This is a genomic window from Nocardioides stalactiti, assembly GCF_014180715.1.
In the GTDB taxonomy this organism is placed as follows: Bacteria; Actinomycetota; Actinomycetes; order Propionibacteriales; family Nocardioidaceae; genus Nocardioides; species Nocardioides stalactiti.
In genome coordinates this window covers 17,494-34,587 of the sequence record NZ_JACEFC010000039.1, presented here as the reverse complement: position 1 = coordinate 34,587, position 17,094 = coordinate 17,494, and the positions used below count along the sequence as shown (strand labels likewise).

The window sequence follows — 17,094 nt, the reverse complement described above, 5'->3', positions numbered from 1 at the left end:
GTCGTCGGCGGCATCTCGCCGCTCGGCCAGAAGCGCCTCCACCCGACCGTCGTCGACACCACCGCCCTCGACCACCCGACGATCAACGTCTCCGCCGGCCGCCGCGGCCTCGAGGTCGAGCTCTCCCCCGCCGACCTGGTGCGTCTGACCGCCGCCGTCACCGCCCCGATCGGACGCCACTAGGCGTCCGCGGGACCGCCGCGCTCGAGCCAGGTGCCGGCCTGCTGGTGGGTGTGCTGCTGACGGCGGACCTCGACGAAGGTGCCAAGGAGGAAGGTGGTGGCGCAGAAGCCGGTGAGGGCGCCGATCGGCCAGAGGAGATAGGGCGTCCACCCGTTGACCTCGATGGCCGCGGGATACTCCTTGCACGGGAGCTCGGTGCAGACGTTGGCCTCGGTGGCGAACTTCTGCGGGTCAGGCGGGCTGAGCATGGTGCCGACGGCCCACGACAGAGCCGCGGCCAGCGCAGCACCGGCCAGGAGCGCGGCAAGGGCAGCGAACGCGTGCCGACGGCCCACGAACGCGGCGATCGTCCCGAGCACCAGGCCGAGGCCGAAGCCGATGACGACGTACTCGCCCGTGCCGGCGAAGTCCTGGGCGATGCCCTTGTCGGTGGTGTCGAACCAGGTGATCCCGTAGGCGGTCGTGTCGAAGATGGAGCCCTTGTTGGGCGGCCCCCACCACTGGTACCAGAGCCAGCCGCCCAGGCCGCCGAGCGCGGCGCCCGCGACGAGGAGCGCACCGGCGACCGCCCCCCAGGCGCGCCACGGCACGGGCGTCCGCTCGGAAGCGGGGCCGGCGGGCAGCACGGTCTCCTGGTCGGTCACCTGGTCACTCACGCCGCCATCCTGCCAGGCGCCTGTCCGGCCAGATCTATCCGGCCAGGCACCCCGGACCGAGCAGCTGCTTGAGGTCGGCGAACAGGGCGGGGCTCGGCGAGACCCGCAGCCGGTCGTCGAGGCGCATCACCCGGGTGGCGTCGCGCATGAGGAGGCGCAGCCGGACCTCGGTCAGGCCGGGGTGGGTCGAGAGCACCTCCTTGAGCTGGGCGATGACCGGTGCCGTGCACCGCGTCGACGGCAGGCTGATGACGACCGGGCCGTCGGCGTTGGTGTCGAGGTCGGGGACCGAGATCTCCTGGCCGTGGAGCTCGGGCTGCTCCTTGCTGCGGGACAGCCGCCCCTTGACGGTGATGATCGCGTCGGGCGTCAGGTAGGGGCTGGCCAGCTGGTAGGCGCTGGGGAACAGCAGCACGTCGATCGCACCCTCGAGGTCCTCGAGGGTGATCATCGCCCACGGGTCGCCCTTCTTGGTGATCTTGCGCTGCACCGAGGTGACCAGGCCGCTCACGGTGACCGTCGACTGGTCCGGCCGCAGGGTGCCCTCGGTGTCGGTCATCAGGTCGCCGATCGAGCAGTCGGCGGTCCCGGCGAGGACGTGCTCGAGCCCGAGCAGCGGGTGGTCGGAGACGTAGAGGCCGAGCATGTCGCGCTCGTGACCGAGCAGGGTCATCTTGTCCCACTCGTCGATGTCGGGGACGGTCACGCTGACCCCGAACCCGCCGAAGTCACCGTCGTCGTCGGTCATCCCGGCGAAGAGCGAGTCCTGGCCGATCGCCTCGTTGCGCTTGATGTCGACGTACTGGTCGACGGCGCTCTCGTGGATGGCGACCAGTGCCCGCCGCCGGTGCTTGAGCTCGTCGAACGCGCCAGCCTTGATCAGCGACTCGACCACGCGCTTGTTGCACACCAGCGCCGGGACCTTGTCGAGGAAGTCGTTGAACGACTCGAAGCGGCTCTTGGTCTCGCGGGAGGAGACGATCTGGTCGACGACGTTGTGGCCGACGTTGCGGATCGCGGTGAGTCCGAACCGGATGTCGGTGCCGACGGCCGTGAAGTTGTGGGCAGACTCGTTGACGTCGGGGGGCAGGACCTGGATCTTCATCCGGCGACACTCGTTGAGGTAGATCGCCATCTTGTCCTTGTCGTTCTTGACCGAGGTCAAGAGCGCCGCCATGTATTCCGTCGGGTAGTTGGCCTTGAGGTAGGCGGTCCAGTAGGTGATGACGCCGTAGGCGGCGGAGTGTGACTTGTTGAACGCGTAGTCGGCGAACGGGACGAGGATCTCCCAGAGCGTCTTGATCGCGTCCTGGGGGAAGCCGCGCTCGAGCATGCCGGCCTCGAAGCCGCCGTACTCCTTGGCGAGCTTCGCGGCATCCTTCTTGCCCATCGCGCGGCGCATGTTGTCGGCGGCGCCCAGCGAGAAGCCGGCGAGCACCTGCGCGATCGCCATCACCTGCTCCTGGTAGACGATCAGGCCGTAGGTCTCTCCCAGCACCGGCTCGAGCGCGTCGGCCAGCGCCGGGTGGATCGGCACGATCGGCTCGCGGCCGTTCTTGCGATGCGCGTACTTGTTGTGCGAGTCGGCGCCCATCGGGCCCGGGCGGTAGAGCGCGGAGACGGCCGTGATGTCGGCGAACTGGTCGGGCAGCATCGAGCGCAGCAGCGCCCTCATGCCACCACCATCGAGCTGGAACACGCCGAGCGTGTCACCGCGGCCCATCAGCTCATAGGTCGCACGGTCGTCGAACGGCAGCTCCTCGAGCACGACCTTCTCGCCGCGGTTGGCCTCGATGTTGACCAGCGCGTCCTCGAGCGTGTGGAGGTTGGAGAGGCCGAGGAAGTCCATCTTGACCAGCCCGAGCGCCTCGCACATCGGGTAGTCGAACTGGGTGATGACCGCGCCGTCCTGGGGACGGGACATGATCGGTACGACGTCGATGAGCGGCTCGCTCGACATGATCACGCCGGCGGCGTGCACACCCCAGTTGCGGATCTGGCCCTCGAGGCCGAGCGCGGTCTCGTAGATCCGGCGGACGTCCGGGTCCTGCTCGTGCAGGGCCCGGAACTCCCCACCCTCTCCATAACGCTTGTGCTCGGAGTTGAACAGCTCGTGGAGAGGCACGCCCTTGCCCATGACGTCGGCCGGCAGCGCCTTGGTGATCCGGTCGCTCACGGCGAAGCCGTAGTCGAGCACCCGGGCCGCGTCCTTGATCGCCGCCTTGGCCTTCAGCCGGCCGAACGTCGCGATCTGGGCCACCCGCTCGGCGCCGTACTTCTCGGTGACGTAGCCGATGACCTCGCCGCGACGGTGGTCGTCGAAGTCGATGTCGAAGTCGGGCATCGACGGTCGCTCGGGGTTGAGGAACCGCTCGAAGAACAGGCCGTGCTCGATCGGGCAGAGGTCGGTGATCCGCAGCGCGTAGGCCGCGATCGAACCAGCACCGGACCCACGGCCGGGGCCGACCCGGATGCCGTTGTCCTTGGCCCAGTTGATGAAGTCGGCGACCACCAGGTAGTAGCCGCAGTAGCCCTTCTGGGCGATGATCCCGAGCTCGTAGTCGACCCGGTCACGGACCTCCTGGGTCAGCCGCTCGGCGGGATAGCGCGACTCGATCCCGCGCCAGACCTCCTTGACGAACCAGGACTCCTCGGTCTCCGAGGCCGGCACGTCGGCGCGCGCCATGTAGCCGCCGGTGGACTCGGCGAACTCGACGTCGCACCGCTCCGCGATGAGGAGCGTGTTGTCGCAGGCCTCCATGAGGTCCTGGCGGCCCCACAGGTCGCGCATCTCCTCGGCGGACTTGATGTAGTAGCCCTGGCCCTCGAACGCGAACCGCTTGCCGCCCTGGGAGTACGGCGGCTCGCTGAGCCGGCTGCCGGACTGGACGCAGAGCAGCGCCTCGTGGGCCTTGGCGTCCTCGGGGTTGTTGTAGTGGGAGTCGTTGGTGGCGATGGGCGGGATGCCGAGCTCACGACCGAGCTTGAGCAGGTCGTCGCGGACCCGCTTCTCGATGTCGATCCCGTGGTCCATCAGCTCGAGGAACACGTTGTCGCGACCGAAGATGTCGCGGAGCTCGCCGGCCTCGCGCACGGCCTCGTCCCACTGGCCGAGCCTCAACCGGGTCTGGATGGCACCCGAGGGGCAGCCGGTGGACACGATGATCCCCTCGCTGTGCTGGGCGAGGATCTCCTTGTCCATGCGGGGCTTGTAGAAGTAGCCCTCCAGGCTCGACCGCGAGGAGAGCCGGAACAGGTTGTGCATGCCGGTGGTGTTGGCGGCCCACATCGTCATGTGGGTGTAGGCACCACCACCGGAGACGTCGTCCCCGCCCTCTTCGGCCTGGTTGCCCTTGCCCCAGCGGACCCGGCGTCGCTCCTGGCGCGGGGTGTCGGGAGTGACGTAGGCCTCGATGCCGATGATCGGCTTGACGTCGTACTTCTTGGCCTTGGAGTAGAAGTCGTAGGCGCCGTGGAGGTTGCCGTGGTCGGTCATCGCGATCGACGGCATCCCGAGGTCGCGGACGCGGGAGAACAGGCCGTCGAGCAGCGACGCTCCGTCCAGCATCGAGTACTCGGTGTGGACGTGCAGGTGGACGAAGTCCCCGGCGGCTGCCATCGGTGCGGAAGGCTCCTCGAGAGGTCGTGATGGGCGGGTCGGGGAAGGGCATCAGCCTACGCGACCGTTCCCCTGACCGTAGCGAGGCCCACCGACAGAAACGCCACCCCGGACGATCCCGTCACGGGCAGGCAAGAACCGCCGGTTCCAGCCCGCGGACCCGTCACGGTGCGCCACCGTCGGGGCCATGCGTCGACACCTTCGACGTCGAGGGCGGTGTCGACGGCGAGGACGTCCGGCTCTGACTCAGCCGTCGGCCTCGGCCGGGTCCCACTCCATCCGGATGTCGGGCGCCCGCTCCTCGTTGCCCGACCCGTCGGTGCGCTCCACCTCGACCAGGCCGTGACTGGCGTAGAAGGCCCGCGCGGGGGCGTTGGTCTCGAAGACCCAGAGCGCGAACCCGTCCGGCCGCAACGACTTCACCAGGTCGAGCAGGGTCGAGCCGATCCCTTCGCCCTGAGCGGTCGGGAGGACGTACAGCGCGTCGAGCCAGTCCCGGACGACCTCGACGAAGCCGACGATCCCCCGACCGTCCTCGGCGACCCAGGGCTCGCGCTCGCTGGCGACCAGGTCGATGCCGGCGTAGAAGGCGTGCACCTCGTGCGGCGGATGGATCGAGGGCGGCATCGCCGGAACGGCCGCGGACCGTGCGGCGAGGAAGACCTCGGCGATCTCCGGCAGGTCGTCGGCGACGGCCGGCCGGATCGTCAGGGGGTTGTCAGTGGCTGTCACGGATCACGTCGAGGGCGGCCTGGAGGTCGTCGGGGTACGACGACTCGTACTCGACGTAGTCACCGGTGCCCGGGTGCTCGAAGCCGAGCTTGACCGCGTGCAACCACTGCCGGGTCAGCCCGAGCCGCTTGGCGAGCGTCGGGTCCGCGCCGTAGGTCAGGTCGCCGCAGCAGGGATGCCGAAGCGCCGCCATGTGGACCCGGATCTGGTGGGTGCGGCCGGTCTCGAGGTGCACCTCGAGCAGGCTGGCGAACCGATGCGCCTCGAGCGTCTCGTAGTGGGTGACGCTCGCCCGGCCGCCGTCCATGACCGCGAACTTGTAGTCCGCGCCGGGGTGCCGGCCGATCGGCGCGTCGACCGTGCCCGAGAGCGGGTCCGGATGTCCCTGGACCAGCGCGTGGTAGGTCTTGTCGACGGTGCGCTGGCGGAACGCGTTCTTCAGGAGCGAGTAGGCGTGCTCGGACTTGGCGATCACCATGACGCCCGACGTACCGACGTCGAGCCGCTGCACGATGCCCTCGCGCTCCTTGGCGCCCGAGGTGGAGATCCGGAAACCGGCCCCCGCGAGGTGGCCGACCACGGTCGGACCGCGCCAGCCAGGCGACGGGTGGACGGCGACACCGACCGGCTTGTCGATCACGACGATCGACGGGTCGTCGTGGATGATCTTGATGCCCTCGACGATCTCGGGGACGATCTCGAGCGGGTCGTTCTCCACCGGGATCTCGACGTCGAGCACGGCGCCGGGGAGCACCCGCTCGCTCTTGCTCACGCCGTTGCCGTCGAGGCGCACCCGGCCGTCGGCGATCAACTCGGCCGCGCGGGAGCGGGACACTCCGAAGAGCTGGGCCATCGCGACGTCGACGCGCTGGCCGTCGAGGCCCTCGGGGACGGGCAGGCTGCGGTGGTCGACCTCGCTCATGCCCCGCCCTCTGCCTGGTCGTCCTCCGCGCGCTCGACCTCTGCCTGCTCGTCGGCCTGCTCGTCTGCCTGCTCGTCCTCGGCCTCCTGTTCGGACTGCCGGGTGCCGTCGATCTGGATGCCGCGGAACACCTGGAGCAGGATCAGGCCGGCGCCGACGTTGATCGCGATGTCCGCGATGTTGAAGATCGGCCAGTTCGGCAGCTGGAGGAAGTCGATGACGTGGCCGCGGAACGGCGCCGGCTCACGCAGCATCCGGTCGGTCAGGTTGCCGGTGATGCCGGCGAGGAGCGAGCCGAGGCCCGCCGCCCACACCCGGTCGACCACGCGCAGGCTGGCCACCAGGACGACGACCGTCGCGACGATCGCCAAGCAGGTCAGCCCGACGGTGAAGCCGGTGCCGAGCGAGAACGCAGCGCCGGGGTTGCGGGTCAGGTGCAGCTGCAGCACCTCGCCGACCACCCGGACGTCGTCCGAGCGCCCCGTGAGGTGCTCGACCGCGGCGTGCTTGGACCACTGGTCACCGACGTAGAGCGTGACGGCGACGAGGGAGAAGAGCACCCACGAACGGGGGCTCGCCAGCAAGCGCCTGTCGGTCGGCTGGCTGTCGCTGCTGTCTACCGACGTTCCTCGCGCTGCTTGCATGGCATGCACAGTGTGGCACGCGGGAAGGCCATCAACCTCATCTTGCCGATGGCGTTGCCGCAGGACTCGCAGACCCCGTAGGTGCCGTCGGCGATGCGCTGGAGGGCCCGGTCGATCTGCGCGAGCTTCTCCCGCTCGTGGTTGAGGACGGTCAGCTCGTGGTCGCGCTCGAAGCTGGTCGCGCCCAGGTCTGCCTGGTCCTGACCGGCACCGTCACCGGCGTCGCGGAGCAGGCCCGACAGGTCCGCCTCCTGCTCGGCGACGATCTGACCGCTGTGCTCGCGCTGCTCGTGGAGCTCGGCCATGACCTCCTTGAGCTCGGCCTTGGACCAGGCCTCCTCGCCCTCGAGGACGATGAGCCTCGCCGGAGCCGATGCTGCCTTCTTGGCGGGTGCCGCCTTCTTCGCCGGCGCGGGTGCAACCTTCTTCGCGGGCGCAGCCTTCTTCGCCGGCGCGGGCGCAGCCTTCTTCGCCGGCGCAGCCGCCTTCTTCACCGGCGCGGGCGCAGCCTTCTTCGCCGGCGCAGCCGCCTTCTTCACCGGCGCGGGCGCAGCCTTCTTCGCCGGCGCAGCCGCCTTCTTCGCCGGCGCAGCCGCCTTCTTCGCCGGCGCGGGCGCAGCCTTCTTCGCCGGCGCAGCCGCCTTCTTCGCCGGCGCGGCCTTCTTCGCGGGTGCAGCCTTCTTCGCCGGCGCGGGTGCAGCCTTCTTCGCCGGCGCGGGCGCAGCGTTCTTCGCCGGCGCAGCCGCCTTCTTCGCCGGCGCGGGCGCAGCCTTCTTCGCCGGCGCAGCCGCCTTCTTCGCCGGCGCAGCCTTCTTCGCCGGCGCAGCCGCCTTCTTCGCCGGCGCAGCCTTCTTCGCGGGTGCAGCCTTCTTCGCCGGCGCGGGTGCAGCCTTCTTCGCCGGCGCAGCCTTCTTCGCCGGCGCAGCCTTCTTCGCCGGCGCGGGTGCCGCCTTCTTCGCCGGCGCCGCCTTCTTCGCCGGCGCAGCGGCAGGCGCGGCGGGCTTCCGGCGACCGATGATCTTGCCGGCTGCGGACACGGTGCGTCCCGCCAAGGACTTCTTCGTCGTGCCAGCCATGGTCGGGCCTCCTCCGGAGGGGGTCACCCGCAGCGAGGGCTACAGGCTGCACGGAGGGTAGCCAATGGGACGTACGTCACCAAGGAGCCACTCCGTGCACCGAGACGACGAGAGCCCGAAAATGCAACCGGCCGACCCGCGTGCGCGGGCCGCCCGGATGCCTTGTCAACGAGTGCTGCTGGTGATCAGCGGTCCTCTTCACCGAGGATCGAGCGGAGCCGCTTCGGAGCAGGCGAGTCGTCCGACGGGGCGACCGAGTCACCCGGAGCCTGGAGCGCCTCGAGCTGCTGGGTGAAGTAGCTCTTGAGCCGGGAGCGGTACTCGCGCTCGAACGACCGCAGGTTCTCGACCTCGACACTGAGCTTGTCGCGCTCCTTCTCCAGGTCCGCGAAGAGCTGGGTACGGCGCTCGGAGGTCTCGGTGTCGAGCATCTCGGACCGGGTGCGAGCGTCGCTCTCCATCCGGTCGGCCTTGCCCTTGGACTCGTTCTCGAGACGCTCGGCCTTGGTGCGGGCCTCGCCCACGATCCGGTCGGCCTCGTTCTTCGCGTCCTCGACCAGCTCATCGGCGTTGCGGGTCGCGATCTCGAGCAGACGCGCTGCGGCGTTGGACGCCTCAGGCACGGTCTCGACACGGATCGTCTCGACGCTGGCCGCCGGCGCCACCGCGACGGGCGCGGGGGTCTCGACGACGGGGGCGGGAGCCTCGACGACCGGGGTCGGCTCAGGGACCGGGGTCAGCTGCGTGGGAGCAGGCTCGTACGACGGAGCGCCCGACTGGGCAGCGGCGAGCTTGGCTCGCAGCTCGTCGTTCTCCGCATTCAGGCGGGCGAGCTCGGCCTCCACCTCGTCGAGGAACTGGTCGACCTCACCCATGTCGTAGCCCTCGCGGAGCCGGACGGGGGTAAAGCGCTTGTTGCTCACGTCCTCGGGCGTCAGCGGCATGACCTCACCTTACTTTTGGGAAACAGGGGACTTGCTGTCCCGCGAACAATAGCGCCTGACCAGCGACAACTAAGAGTCGGCAAGTCACGCGAAGATGATCGGCCAGATCACCAGCAGGGCGATGTAGGCCAAGAGCATCACGAGCAGGAAGCTCAGGTCGAGCGCGAAGTTGCCGATCCGGACGGGCTTGATCACCTTGCGCAGCGCGTTGATCGGCGGGTCGGTGATCGAGTAGCAGGTCTCGAGCACCACGAGCAGGACGCCGTGCGGCTCCCACTGGCGCGCGAAGACCTGGACCCAGTCGACGATGAACCGGACCCACAGCAGGCCGATGAAGGCATACAGAACGCCGTGGACGATCTGGCCGGTCAGTTCCAACGACGGATCCTCAGGGTTTGCTGATGGGGACGCGGTGATCCTAGGGGAGCGGCACAACGACCCGACGCTCGCCCGGACCGTGAGCCGCCGACGAGCCGCAACCTCACACCGACGACAGCGGCGACACGCTCGCGCAGATCAACTCTGGTTGAAGAAGCCTGCGTCGGCGATCCGCTGCTTGTCCGCGGCGGCGACGGTCACGTTGGGCGGGGAGAGCAGGAAGACCTTGCTCGTGACCCGCTCGATGCTGCCGCGCGTGGCGAAGATGAGGCCGGCCGCGAAGTCGACGAGACGCTTGGCGTCGGCGTCGTCCATCTCGGAGAGGTTCATGATCACCGGGGTGCCGTCTCGGTACTGCTCCCCCACGGCACGCGCCTCGTTGTAGGTGCGCGGGTGCAGGGTGGTGATCCGCGAGAGCTCGGCGACGACGCCGACCGCGGGGGCGGGCGCCGGGCGCCGACGCTCGTTGATGTCGGCGACGGCCGCGGGCCGGGGGCGCGCGCGCTCGGGACGGGTCTCCCGGGCCGGCGCGGCTTCCTGGGTGTCGTACCCGTCCGCGTCGTACTCGTCGTAGCCGGTGTCCTCGAGCAGGCCGAGGTACTCACCGATCCTGCGCATCGCACCGCTCATGGCTGCTGCCTCCGCCTCATCTGTTCCATCCTTTGCTCTGGACACTACTGGACCGAAGGCCTCGAACCGAGGACCGCGGTGCCGACGCGCACGTGTGTCGCGCCGGCCTTGATCGCCGCCTCCAGGTCACCGCTCATCCCGGCTGACAACCAGTCGGCGTCGGGGTGCTCGGAGAGGAAGGGGCGGCGCAAGTCGGTGAGCCGCGCGAAGGCGGCAGCGGCGTCCTCCCCCAGCGGGGCGACGGCCATCAGCCCGCGCAGCCGGAGCGCCCGGGACGTCGCGACGGCGGCCGCGAGGCCGCTCAGGTCGGCGACGTCGGCGCCCGCGCGGCCGGCCCGGTCGGGCGGGTCGAGGCTGACCTGGAGCAGCACGTCGACCGGCTTCGACCGGCCCGCGGCACCGTCGTCGAGGCGCCCGACGAGCTTGACCCGGTCGACGGAGTGGACGACGTCGGCGTAGGCGGCCACCGCAGCGGCCTTGTTGCTCTGGAGCCCGCCGATGAAGTGCCAGCGCAGGTCCGGACCGAGGTCGGCGCACTCCTGCTGCTTGGCCTCCGCCTCCTGGTGCCGGTTCTCACCGACGTCGGTGACGCCGAGGTCGACGAGAAGGCGGACGTCGGAGGCCGGGAAGTACTTGGTGACGACGACGAGGGTGATCTCCTCGGCAGCGCGGCCCGCGGCGGCGCAGGCAATCTCGATCCGAGTGCGTACGGCGGCCAGGCCGGCGGCGAGGTCGTCGCGGCGGCTCATCGTTCCGCTCCTGCGGGCGACAGCCGGATCACGCCGGCCAGCCGGCCCGCGTGCTCGCCGTCGCGGCGGAACGAGAAGAGGTCGGTGGACTCGCGGGTGCAGCGGGCCGCCCACTGCACCGAGACGCCGGCCCGCTCCAGCTGCGCGGCGACGCCGGCGCCCAGGTCGAGCGCCGGGGTGCCCCAGGTGGTGGTCGCCCGGGTGGCGGGCTCGGCAGCGACGACCTCGGCCTGCATCGCGGCGGGCACCTCGTAGCAGCCGCCACAGATGTGGGGACCGATCCAGGCGACCAGGTCGCGGGCACCGACGTCGCGCATCCGCTCGACCGTTGCCGGGACGACGCCCCGCACCACGCCGAGGCGTCCGGCGTGGGCGGCACCGATGACCCGCGCGCCGGGGTCGGCGAGCAGCACCGGCACGCAGTCGGCGGCGCGCACCATGAGGGTGCGCCCGGCCCCGGTGGTCACGATCCCGTCGGCGTCGGGCCGACTGGTCGGCTCGTCGTCCTCGATGAGCGCGACGGTGGCGCCGTGGACCTGGTGCAGGTCGCACAGCTCGTCGTCGGGCGCGAAGTCGGCCAGCAGCAGACGGTGGTTCTCGGTGCGCGCCCGGCCGACGTCATCGCCCTCGAGCGCGAGGTCGAGCTCGTCGTACGGCGCGACACTGACCCCGCCGAGCCGGTCGGTGAACGCCAGCTCGACGGGGCCTGAGGTCGTGCGGAAGGAGTACAACCTGCTCCTCGTCTAGGGCACGGGCTACTTCAGGAAGTCCGGCACGTCCAGGTCGTCGTCGAAGTCCAACGTCGGCGCGGCGGGACGGGCTCCGACAGGGACGGCGGGCTGCTCGGCGGGAGCCTGCTCCTGGCGCTGCTCGGCCGGCGCCGCCGCCTGCTCGGGCTCGCGGCGGGAGGCCACGGCGGCCCGCACCTCTTCCTGGGTGGCCTGCGGCCGGGTGTCCCGGCGCAGGCTCGAGCCGGCACGCTGCTTCGGCGGGGTGCCCCCGTCGAAGCCGGCGGCGATGACCGTGATCCGGACCTCGTCGCCGAGCGCGTCGTCGATGATCGCGCCGAAGATGATGTTGGCGTCGGGGTGGACGGCCTCGGCCACCATGCCCGCGGCCTGGCTGATCTCGAAGATGCCGAGGTCGGAACCACCGGCGACCGAGAGCAGGACGCCGTGCGCGCCGTCGATCGAGGCCTCGAGCAGCGGACTGCTCACGGCCATCTCCGCGGCGGCGACCGCGCGGTCCTCACCGCGGGCCGAGCCGATGCCCATGAGCGCCGAGCCGGCATTGCTCATGACGGCCTTGACGTCGGCGAAGTCGACGTTGATGAGGCCCGGCGTGGTGATCAGGTCCGTGATGCCGGAGACACCCTGCAGCAGCACCTGGTCGGCCTGGCGGAACGCGTCCATCACCGACACGTTGCGGTCGGAGATCTGGAGCAGCCGGTCGTTGGGGATCACGATGAGGGTGTCGACCTCCTCGCGGAGCCGCTCGATGCCGTCGTCCGCGGACTTCTTGCGGCGGGCGCCCTCGAAGGCGAACGGCCGGGTCACGACGCCGATGGTGAGCGCGCCGAGCGAGCGGGCGATCCGCGCGACGACGGGTGCGCCACCGGTGCCGGTGCCACCGCCCTCGCCGGCGGTCACGAAGACCATGTCGGCGCCCTTCATGACCTCTTCGATCTCCTCGGCGTGGTCCTCGGCCGCCTTGCCGCCCACGTCGGGGTTGGCGCCGGCGCCGAGGCCGCGGGTGAGCTCGCGGCCGATGTCGAGCTTGACGTCGGCGTCGCTCATGAGCAGCGCCTGCGCGTCGGTGTTGATCGCGATGAACTCGACGCCCTTGAGTCCGACCTCGATCATCCGGTTGACAGCGTTGACCCCGCCGCCACCGATGCCTACGACCTTGATGATGGCCAGGTAGTTCTGTGCAGCAGCCACGCCGTTTCCCCTTCTTCGTCAGGGAGCCGACTTCCCCGGCCGGCTCCGCCTCGGTCAACCCTTACCCTCATCTAGAGGGTTATAGTTATGTCAACCTCGTCGTGTCCATGACAGTAGGTACGGCAGCACCGCATCCCGGGGAGACACGCCGCGCGAGTTCCGACGAAGAAGGCGGAACGGCCCGTCAGCGGGTGGCGGGGAGGCTCGGCACGCTGACGTCGTAGACCTGCGCCTCCGGGCGGGCGTCGAGCAGGTTGAGCAACACCTCGGCCTTGTCGTCGGACTGCTCCGCACTCCCCCAACGCACCAGCCGGTCGTCCCGCAGCACCAGGCGGATGTCGTCGGCTGTCTCGACCTCGAGGTGGTCGACGAGGCGGATGACCGCCGCGTCGAGCGCGGCCACGACCGCGGCCGCCTCCTCCAGCGCCAACCGGTCCGCACCGGAGCCGACCGTCACCCGGGGCAGGTGCGACGGTGGGTTCTTGGGCATGCCGTCGAAGGCGTAGGTGTCCCCGCTCTCGGCGAGGAACGTGTAGTCGTCGCCCTCGGCCACGACCGCCAACGGGTCCCACTCCTCGACGTCGATCCGGACGTCGTGGGGCCACTGCCGGGAGACGTCGACCGAGCGCACCGCCGTCAGCCGCTTGACCCGGACCTCGATCGCGTCGAGGTCGACCAGAGCCAGCGCGTCCCCGGTCGGCAGCTCGGCCGCGGCGAGCACCTCCGCCTCGGACAGCTGGGAGGTCCCCCCCACCTCGGCGCTCTCGAGGCGCAGCCACGAGGAGAAGTAGAGCGAGTAGACGCCGAGGCCGACCGCCGCGACGACCATGACCGCGGCGAGCACGTAGCGGACGGTGAGCCACCGCCGCGCCCACTGCCGTCGCACGAACCGCCGACGGCTGCGGTCCCGGTCGGAGTCAGCCACCGGCCCGCTCCTGGAGGCCGGCCACCAGCAGTGGCGCCAGCGTCGTCACGTCACCGGCCCCGAGGGTCAGCACGACGTCGCCGGGACCGACCCGGTCGAGGAGCACGGCGACGGCCCGGTCGCGCTCGGGGAGGAACGTGACCTGCCCGGTCGGGAGCGGGACGGCGTCCGCGACCAGCGCACCGGTGACGGCCGGGTCAGGGTCCTCGCGGGCGACATAGACGTCGAGCACGACGACCTCGTCGGCGGCACCGAGCGCGGCGCCCATCTCGGCGCCGAAGATCCGGGTGCGTGAGACCAGGTGGGGCTGGAAGCACACGACGAGGCGGCCGTCCCCGGCGACGGACCGCGCGGCCTCGAGGTCGCCACGGATCTCGCTGGGGTGGTGGGCATAGCTGTCGTAGACGCGGACGCCCGCCACCTCGCCGATCGCCTCCATCCGACGCTTCGCACCGCGGTGGCGAGCCAGGCCGCGCACGAGTGCCGCCGGGTCGGCGCCCAGCTCGAGACCGACGGCGAGGGCGTACAGCGCGTCCTGGGCGTAGTGCCGACCGGGGACGGCGAGCTCGACGGCACCGAGGTCCTCGCCCCGCGCCTCGACCCGGAAGCGGGTCGTCGCGCCCTCGATCGCCAGGTCGTGCCCGCGCACCGTCGCGCCGTCGAAGAAGCCGGCGGTCACGTCGGCCAGGTCCGGCCGGTCGGAGATGGTGACCCGCGCGCGCCGGGCGAACTCGGCGAACGCCGCCTCGTAGGCGGCCTCGGTGCCCCAGTGGTCGAGGTGGTCGGCGTCCACGTTCGTGATGACGGCGATGTCGGGCGTGTAGACGAGGAACGCCCCGTCGGACTCGTCGGCCTCCACCACGGCGACCGGGCCGGAGCCGAGCCGGGCGTTGGTGCCGAGCGTCTCGACCTCGGCGCCGATCGCGAAGGTCGGGTCGAGTCCCGCCTCCTGGAGCGCCACCGTCGCCATAGCCGTGGTCGTCGTCTTGCCGTGGGTGCCGGCGATCGCGACCACCGAGCGGTCGATCAGGACCGACTGGAGGCCCGCTGAGCGGGGCCACAGGCGCAGGCCGCGGACGGTCGCCGCGACGATCTCCGGGTTGTCCTCGCGGGCGGCCGTGGTGGCGACCACGGTGTCGGCCCCGTCGACGTGGGCCGCGTCGTGCCCGACCTGCACCGCGATCCCCTCCGCCCGCAGCGCCTGCACGACGGCCGAGTCGTGGGCGTCGCTGCCGCTGACGGGTACGCCGGACTGGTGCATCAGGCGGGCGATCGCCGACAGCCCGGCTCCCCCGATCCCGACGAGGTGGACGTGCCCGATCTCACCGGCGGGCAGGATCTCGTCCGGGACGGGGATCTTCATCGCCGCGTCCTCATCGCGCCGCCGCCTCGGCGACGATGCGGGCCAGCCGCTCGTCGGCGTCCGACGGGACCAGTCCCTTGGCCGCGGCACTCATGGCGGCGAGCCGTTGCGGGTCGGCGAGCAGCCCGGGAACCGTGTCGGCGACGTAGTCGGCGGTGAAGCCCGCCTCGTCCGCGACGAGGGCTCCCCCGGCGTCCGCCACCGCGCGTGCGTTGAGGGCCTGCTCCCCGTTGCCGTGGGCGAGCGGCACGAAGATCGCCGGGACGCCGGTCGCGGCGGCCTCCACGACGCTCGAGGCGCCGCCGCGACAGACCATCAGGTCGGCCGCCGCCAGGGCGTAGTCCATCCGGTCGACGAACGGCAGGACGACGTAGGGCGTCCCGGTGTCGGCCGGGGCCACCCACTCGGGGTCCTCGGTGCCGCGGGCGCCGATGACGTGGAGCACCTGCACCCCGCCGGCGCCGAGCGCGGCCGAGGCGCGACTCACCGCACGGTTGAGCTTCCACGCCCCGAGCGACCCGCCGGTGACGACCAGCGTCGGCAGGTCGGGGTCGAGCCCGAAGAACGCGCGGGCCTCGCTCCGCAGCGCGGCCCGGTCGAGCTGGGAGATCATCCGCCGCAGCGGCAGCCCGACGTACTCGGCCCGCTTCAGCGGCGTGTCGGGGAAGCTGACGGCGACCCGCTGGGCGATCCGCGAGCCGACCTTGTTGGCCAGGCCCGGCAGCGCGTTCTGCTCGTGGATGACGAGCGGCAGCCCGCGCTTGCGCGCCGCGAGGTAGGCCGGCATCGAGACGTAGCCGCCGTAACCGACGACGACGTCGGGGCGGACCCGGTCGATCACCTCGTGCGTGGCCTTGACCGCTCCCCGCAGCCGGGACGGCACCCGCGCCAGGTCCGCGTTGGGGCGGCGCGGCAGCGGCACCGGCGGGATCAGCTCGAGCGGGTAGCCCGCGGCGGGGACGACCTTGTTCTCGAGCCCGCGGGGCGTGCCGAGGCAGGTGATCTCGGTGGTGGGGTCCAACCGCCGGAGGGCATCGGCGGTCGCGAGCAACGGCGAGGTGTGCCCCGCCGTACCGCCGCCGGCCAACAGAACGCGCATTGGAGGAACGTTAGCGACGAGCCGACAGCCCGGTCGCGCGGGCACGCCGCCGCTGGGCGAGTGCACGTGCGGCCGCGGGCTCGCGACGCGCGAACCCGACCACCAGCCCGAGGGCGAGCAGGGTCGGCAACAGGCTGGAGCCGCCGTAGGAGACCAGCGGGAGCGGGATGCCGATGACCGGCAGCAGGGCGAGCACCATGCCGACGTTGATCATCATCTGGCCGAGCAGCCAGATCACGATCCCGAAGCTGCAGTAGCGGACGAACGGGTCCTTCGTCTCCCGTGCGATCCGCAGCGTGGCGTAGGCGATGGTGAGGAAGAGCCCGATGACCAGCAGCGTGCCGACGAGACCGAGCTCCTCCCCCAGCACCGCGAAGATGAAGTCGGTGTGCGCCTCCGGCAGGCTGCCCCACTTCTGCTGGCTGGCGCCGATGCCTTGGCCGAACACCCCGCCCGTCGCCATGGCGTAGAGGCCGTGGGCCGGCTGCCAGCCGGTGCCGTGGTAGTCCTTGAACGGATCGACGAACGTCGTGATCCGGTCGAGCCGCTCGGGCGAGGTCGCCGCCAGGCCCAGGGCCAGCACGCTGACGACGCTGAGGCAGAGTGCGAACAGGCGGGCGGGAGCGCCGACCACCCAGAGCATGCCGACGAGGATCGCGAAGAACACCAGCGCGGTGCCGAGGTCGCGACCGACCACGACGAGCAGCGTGGCCAGGACCATGCCCGGGACCACCGGCACCATCATCTGGTGCAGGCTGCCGAGGCGCCGGTCCTTGTTGGCGTAGATGTGCGCGGCCCAGATGATGATCGCGAGCTTGGCGATCTCCGACGGCTGGATCTGGATCGGCCCGAGCGGCAGCCAGTTCTTGTTGCCGTAGACCTCGACGCCGAACTTCGCGGTGGCGGCCAGCAGGATGAGCGAGAGGGAGAACGCCGGGTAGGCCAGGGCCCGCACCCACTTGTGCGAGACCCGGGAGGCCACGAACGCGAGCGGGACCCCGAGGGCGACCCACATGAGCTGGCGCTTCACGATCGCGTAGGAGTCGCCGTACTTCTCGTACGCCTCGATGCTGGAGGAGCTCAGCACCATCAGCAGCCCGATGGTCAGCAGCAGCGCGACCGACCCGAGCAGCAGGTAGTAGTTGGTGAGGGGACGAGCCAACGCGTCACGCAGCGCGGCGAACCAGGTCGTGCCGGCGCGCGACCTCAGTGCCGCGAGGCGGGAGCCCGGGCG

General features: G+C 71.0%; 18 protein-coding genes. 2 read left to right on the top strand and 16 right to left on the bottom strand.

Going from position 1 to position 17,094, the window contains the following annotated elements:
- A partial coding sequence (locus tag H0487_RS10145) for a YbaK/EbsC family protein (protein WP_281370661.1) occupies positions 1-183 on the top strand: 183 nt, incomplete at its 5' end.
- Here the strand turns inward: H0487_RS10145 and H0487_RS10140 are convergent.
- The 6 genes from H0487_RS10140 to H0487_RS23335 form a co-directional block, all read right to left on the bottom strand.
- Positions 180-839, bottom strand: coding sequence for a hypothetical protein (locus H0487_RS10140; protein WP_183094115.1), 660 nt, complete (start codon positions 837-839; stop codon positions 180-182). The genes H0487_RS10145 and H0487_RS10140 overlap by 4 nt on opposite strands.
- A gap of 34 nt (positions 840-873) precedes the next feature.
- Positions 874-4,458, bottom strand: coding sequence for a DNA polymerase III subunit alpha (gene dnaE, locus H0487_RS10135; protein ID WP_183094114.1), 3,585 nt, complete (start codon positions 4,456-4,458; stop codon positions 874-876).
- 246 nt (positions 4,459-4,704) lie between these two features.
- Positions 4,705-5,190 (bottom strand): GNAT family N-acetyltransferase, encoded by a 486-nt coding sequence (locus tag H0487_RS10130; protein WP_220793267.1) that lies wholly within the window; start codon positions 5,188-5,190, stop codon positions 4,705-4,707.
- On the bottom strand, positions 5,177-6,112 hold the full coding sequence (locus H0487_RS10125) for an RluA family pseudouridine synthase (protein ID WP_183094113.1): 936 nt from the start codon (positions 6,110-6,112) through the stop codon (positions 5,177-5,179). Before H0487_RS10125 ends, H0487_RS10130 begins: the two co-directional genes overlap by 14 nt.
- A complete protein-coding gene (gene lspA / locus H0487_RS10120) occupies positions 6,109-6,672 on the bottom strand; it encodes a signal peptidase II (protein ID WP_312855897.1) in 564 nt (187 codons plus the stop codon). The genes H0487_RS10125 and lspA overlap by 4 nt, the downstream gene beginning before the upstream one ends.
- Before the next feature lie 56 nt (positions 6,673-6,728).
- Positions 6,729-7,061 carry a TraR/DksA family transcriptional regulator gene (locus H0487_RS23335; protein ID WP_246383306.1) on the bottom strand — a complete coding sequence of 111 codons (333 nt, stop codon included), beginning with the start codon at positions 7,059-7,061 and terminating at the stop codon, positions 6,729-6,731.
- On the opposite strand from H0487_RS23335, the gene H0487_RS23330 reads away from it, so the two are divergent.
- Positions 7,060-7,893 (top strand): hypothetical protein, encoded by an 834-nt coding sequence (locus H0487_RS23330; RefSeq protein WP_246383303.1) that lies wholly within the window; start codon positions 7,060-7,062, stop codon positions 7,891-7,893. The two genes, H0487_RS23335 and H0487_RS23330, sit on opposite strands and share 2 nt — an antisense overlap.
- A 124-nt stretch (positions 7,894-8,017) precedes the next feature.
- Here H0487_RS23330 and H0487_RS10110 read toward each other — a convergent pair whose 3' ends face one another.
- The 10 genes from H0487_RS10110 to ftsW form a co-directional block, all read right to left on the bottom strand.
- Positions 8,018-8,776, bottom strand: coding sequence for a DivIVA domain-containing protein (locus tag H0487_RS10110; RefSeq protein WP_183094110.1), 759 nt, complete (start codon positions 8,774-8,776; stop codon positions 8,018-8,020).
- A gap of 84 nt (positions 8,777-8,860) precedes the next feature.
- Positions 8,861-9,154 (bottom strand): YggT family protein, encoded by a 294-nt coding sequence (locus H0487_RS10105; RefSeq protein WP_183094109.1) that lies wholly within the window; start codon positions 9,152-9,154, stop codon positions 8,861-8,863.
- Positions 9,155-9,292: 138 nt separating this feature from the next.
- Positions 9,293-9,784 carry a cell division protein SepF gene (locus H0487_RS10100; protein ID WP_183094108.1) on the bottom strand — a complete coding sequence of 164 codons (492 nt, stop codon included), beginning with the start codon at positions 9,782-9,784 and terminating at the stop codon, positions 9,293-9,295.
- 44 nt (positions 9,785-9,828) lie between these two features.
- On the bottom strand, positions 9,829-10,533 hold the full coding sequence (locus tag H0487_RS10095; protein WP_183094107.1) for a YggS family pyridoxal phosphate-dependent enzyme: 705 nt from the start codon (positions 10,531-10,533) through the stop codon (positions 9,829-9,831).
- Entirely contained in the window at positions 10,530-11,264 is a 735-nt protein-coding gene (gene pgeF / locus H0487_RS10090) for a peptidoglycan editing factor PgeF (RefSeq protein WP_183094106.1), read from the bottom strand. Before pgeF ends, H0487_RS10095 begins: the two co-directional genes overlap by 4 nt.
- Before the next feature lie 24 nt (positions 11,265-11,288).
- On the bottom strand, positions 11,289-12,473 hold the full coding sequence (gene ftsZ, locus H0487_RS10085) for a cell division protein FtsZ (RefSeq protein WP_183094105.1): 1,185 nt from the start codon (positions 12,471-12,473) through the stop codon (positions 11,289-11,291).
- A gap of 184 nt (positions 12,474-12,657) precedes the next feature.
- Complete coding sequence (locus H0487_RS10080; RefSeq protein ID WP_312855896.1) at positions 12,658-13,398, bottom strand: cell division protein FtsQ/DivIB; 741 nt, start codon at positions 13,396-13,398, stop codon at positions 12,658-12,660.
- Positions 13,391-14,761 (bottom strand): UDP-N-acetylmuramate--L-alanine ligase, encoded by a 1,371-nt coding sequence (gene murC, locus H0487_RS10075; protein WP_183094104.1) that lies wholly within the window; start codon positions 14,759-14,761, stop codon positions 13,391-13,393. The genes H0487_RS10080 and murC overlap by 8 nt, the downstream gene beginning before the upstream one ends.
- Before the next feature lie 10 nt (positions 14,762-14,771).
- Positions 14,772-15,860 carry an undecaprenyldiphospho-muramoylpentapeptide beta-N-acetylglucosaminyltransferase gene (gene murG, locus H0487_RS10070; protein WP_183094103.1) on the bottom strand — a complete coding sequence of 363 codons (1,089 nt, stop codon included), beginning with the start codon at positions 15,858-15,860 and terminating at the stop codon, positions 14,772-14,774.
- 10 nt (positions 15,861-15,870) lie between these two features.
- Positions 15,871-17,022 carry a putative lipid II flippase FtsW gene (gene ftsW, locus H0487_RS10065; protein ID WP_246383300.1) on the bottom strand — a complete coding sequence of 384 codons (1,152 nt, stop codon included), beginning with the start codon at positions 17,020-17,022 and terminating at the stop codon, positions 15,871-15,873.
- Between the last annotated feature and the right edge of the window lie 72 nt (positions 17,023-17,094).